The organism is Kitasatospora sp. NPDC001539, from assembly GCF_040298565.1.
In the GTDB taxonomy this organism is placed as follows: Bacteria; Actinomycetota; Actinomycetes; order Streptomycetales; family Streptomycetaceae; genus Kitasatospora.
In genome coordinates, this window is the sequence record NZ_JBEPAK010000398.1 from 1 (window position 1) to 3,967 (window position 3,967).

2 protein-coding genes are annotated in these 3,967 nt (G+C 75.7%); both read left to right on the forward strand.

All coding sequences use genetic code 11. The features are described 5' to 3' along the window. The first annotated feature begins 146 nt into the window (after positions 1-146). The gene (locus ABT247_RS32365; protein ID WP_350749946.1) at positions 147-1,025 is read left to right on the forward strand and encodes an MOSC domain-containing protein; all 879 of its coding nucleotides are present in this window, start codon (positions 147-149) and stop codon (positions 1,023-1,025) included. Positions 1,026-1,361: 336 nt separating this feature from the next. Further along, entirely contained in the window at positions 1,362-3,848 is a 2,487-nt protein-coding gene (locus tag ABT247_RS32370; RefSeq protein WP_350749949.1) for a right-handed parallel beta-helix repeat-containing protein, read from the forward strand. Positions 3,849-3,967: the final 119 nt, after the last annotated feature.

Sequence of the window (3,967 nt, forward strand, 5' to 3'; positions counted from 1 at the left end):
GGCACGGGCGGGGCGCGTACGGGGCTTACGGGCGCCCCGCCGGCCGGCTCGCCCAACCTTCCTCCCGTCCGGCTCGCCCAGCCGTCCCTCCCGGCCGGAGCCGGGGGTCCTGCGGACGCCTGCACCACGGCTGGCAGGATGGAGGGATGCAGCTCACCGGACTCCACGTCTATCCCGTCAAGTCGATGTACCGCCTGAGCCCGGACACCGCCGCGGTCCAGCCCTGGGGACTGGCCGGGGACCGCCGCTGGATGCTCGCCGACGCCACCGGACGCTTCGTCAGCCAGCGCGAGAACGCCGCCCTCGGCCAGATCCGGGTCGGCCTGCTGCCCGGTGGTGCGCTGTCGCTGACCGCCCCCGACGGCTCCCGGATCGAGGTCACCGCCCCCTCCGTCGCGTCCGGCGACCCGCTCGCCGAGGTCGAGGTCTGGGGCACCCGCTTCCGCGCCGCCGAGGCCGCCAAGGACGCCCACGAGTGGATCGCCGAGCGCCTCGGCGACTACCGGCTGGTGCACCTGGACGACCCGCGCGTCGCCCGGCCCGTCGACCCCGAGTACGCCGGGCCCGGCGACACCGTCTCGATGGCCGACGGCTTCCCGCTGCTGCTCACCACCACCGCCTCGCTGGACCGGCTCAACGAACTGATCGCCGCCGAGCACCCGGACGGCCACGAGACCCTGCCGATGGAACGCTTCCGGCCCAACGTGGTGGTCAGCGGCACCGAGGCCTGGGCGGAGGACGGCTGGCGCCGGATCCGGATCGGTTCGCTCACCTTCAAGGTGGTCAAGCCGTGCGGACGTTGCGTGGTGACCACCACCGACCAGGAGAGCGGCGAGCGGCGCGGCCCCGAGCCGCTGCGCACCCTGGCCCGGCACCACCGGCTGCTGCGCAAGGCCGCGTTCGGGCAGAACCTGATCCCCGAACGGCCGGACGGCGTCGACGGCGACGAACTCGGCACGCTGCGGCTCGGCGACGACGTCGAGGTGTTGGAGGACGGGGCGCACTGGCCGGCCGACGGGCGCTGAGCGCCCGTCCGCGCCCCGGCGGGGCGGCCGCTGCCGGCCCGTCCGGTGGCGCTCCGCCGCGCGGTGAGGCCCCCGGCGCACGGCCCGCGTCCCGGGCACGGCCTGCGTCCGGGGCGCGGCCCGCGTCCGGGGCGCCGGTACGGAACCCCGGCTGTGCGCGCTCGTTGAACAAGTGGTCGGAACCTGTGGCCGCGTTGAGCGCTGCCGGTGTCCGCGCGGCCGAGGGCGGTCGGAGCACCCGTACGGGCGCGCTACGGTGGGGCGGACGGCCCGCGCACCCCGCGCCCACGGCCCGTTGATCGCCGGCACGACGAAGGTGGGGGCAGACAGACCGTCATGGCTGAGCACAGGGTCCGGGTCACCCAGGACAGCGCATCCCGCTGGCGTCGCCGCGCGGGCGACTACGACACGCTCGCCGAAGCCCTGGCCGCCGCCGAACCCGGCGACACCGTGGCCGTCCGCCCGGGGACCTTCCGGGAGAACGTCCTGCTGGACAAGCCGGTGACGATCGTCCCGGCCATGGGCCCGGGCACCGTCCGGATCGAGCCGCCCTCCGGCGTGGCGCTCACCGTCACCGCCGCCGCGACCGTGCGCGACCTGGTGATCGAGGGCGGCGACAGCTCCGCGCCGGCCGTCCTGATCACCGGCCCGGAGGCGACCCCCTCGCTCAGCGGGTGCCGGGTCGAGACGCGCTCCGCCACCGGCGTCGAGGTCACCGGCGGCGCCCGGCCGACCCTGCGCGGCTGCATGGTCGCCAACCCTGGCGGGCTCGGGCTGCGGCTGCGCGGCGAGGGCACCGCCGCCGCCTTCGAGGACTGCGAGGTCGCCGCCGCCGGCCAGGCCGGGCTCGCCGTCCTCGGCGGCGCGACCGCCGCCCTCGACCGCTGCCGCGTCCACCACGCCTCCGGCGCCGGGGTGCTGCTCTCCGACCCGGGCAGCGCCGCCGAACTGACCGGCTGCGAGATCTACGAGATCCGCGGCAGCGGCGTGCAGGCCGAGGCCCAGGCGGGCGGACGGCTGGTCGACTGCGAGATCCACCGGGTCACCGGCAACGGCCTGACCCTGGACGGCGAGGCCGAACTCGTGCTCACCGGCTGCCGGGTGCACGACCTGCCCGAGAACGGCGCCGATCTGCGCGGGCGTTCCCGGCTCAGCCTCACCCACTGCACCGTGCGGGACTTCGGGCGCGGGGCGCTGTCCGTCTGGGACCAGGGCACCGAGGCCGTCGCCGACGCCTGCCAACTGCACGGCTCCACCGGCGAGTACCCGGCCCTGTGGGTCAGCGACGGTGCCCGGCTCACCCTCACCGACTGCTCGCTGCACGACCTGCCCGACGCGCTGTTCGTCCTCGACCGGGACTCCGCGGCCGTCGCCGAGGGCTGCTCGTTCAGCCGGATCCGCAGCTCGGCGGTCTCGGTCAGCGGCGGCGCCACGGTCGCGCTGGCCGGGTGCCGCGTCCAGGAGGCCGGCACCGGGCTGTGGTTCCGCGACCACGGCAGCGGCGGTCTGCTCACCGGCTGCGAGATCTCGGACGTGGCCACCGGAGTGATCGTCACCAAGGGCGCGGACCCGGTGCTGCGCGACTGCACCGTGCGGGCCAGCACCGACGCCGGGGTGTACGTCTCGGCGCAGGGCCGCGGCACCTTCGAGGACTGCCGGGTCTCGCACGGCAAGGGTTTCGGGTTCCACATCATCGACGGGTGCCGTACCCAGCTGACCCGGTGCCGGGCCGAGCAGAACGAGCGGGCCGGGTTCGAGTTCTCCGAGCCGGGGCCGGTCACCGAGGGGTGCGTCTCGGACGACGTCGGGCCGGCCGCCCCGGCCGGCGGCGCCCGTTCGACCCGCTCGACCGGCACGGCGGGGGCGGTCGGCTCGGTCGGCTCGGCTGCCGAGGTGCCGTCCCCCAGGGCGGCCCAGCCGGTCTCCGCAGCGCCGGTGGCGGTGGACCGGGCGAGCGCACCGGCCGCCCCCTCGGCCGGCTCCCCGATCGCGCCGATCCCGGACTGCCGGCCGGCCGACGAGGCGCTCGCCGAACTGGACTCACTGGTCGGGCTGGCGACGGTGAAGCAGGAGGTCCGCACGCTGATCGACCTGATCTCGGTCGGCCGACGCCGCCGCCAGGCCGGGCTGAAGGCGCCCTCGCTGCGCCGGCACCTGGTCTTCACCGGCGCCCCCGGGACCGGCAAGACCACCGTCGCCCGCCTCTACGGCGAGATCCTCGCCTCGCTCGGTGTGCTCCAGCGCGGCCACCTGGTCGAGGTGGCCCGGGTCGACCTGGTCGGCGAGCACATCGGCTCCACCGCGATCCGCACCGCCGCCGCCTTCGACCGGGCGCGCGGCGGCGTCCTGTTCATCGACGAGGCGTACACGCTGGCCCCCGAGGACGGCGCGCGGGACTTCGGACGCGAGGCGATCGACACCCTGGTCAAGCTGATGGAGGACCACCGGGACGAGGTGGTCGTCATCGTGGCAGGCTACACGGCCGAGATGGAGCGCTTCCTCTCCGCCAACCCGGGGGTGTCATCGCGGTTCTCACGCACCATCACCTTCCCCGACTACACGGCGGACGAGCTGCTGGAGATCGCCCGCTCCCAGTGCGAGGAGCACGAGTACGCCCTTTCCGAGGCCGCCGAGGGCGCGCTGCTGGAGCACTTCGGGCGCCTGGAGCGCGGCCCGAACTTCGGCAACGGACGCACGGCGCGGCAGATCTTCGAAACGATGGTCGAGCGCCATGCGGTCCGGGTCGCGGCCCTCGCCGACCCGTCCACGGAGGAACTCCAGCTCCTCGTCCCGGCCGATCTGCCGACGGTGCCCCTGCCGTAGCGGGCGGCGCCGCTCGGGCGGCCGGGAGCGGCACCGCGCCGGATGACGGGCGACCAGAACCCGAGGGCTGCCGGCAGGCCACAGGCGCCGGACGGCGGCCGACGGACGGTGGAGTCCGC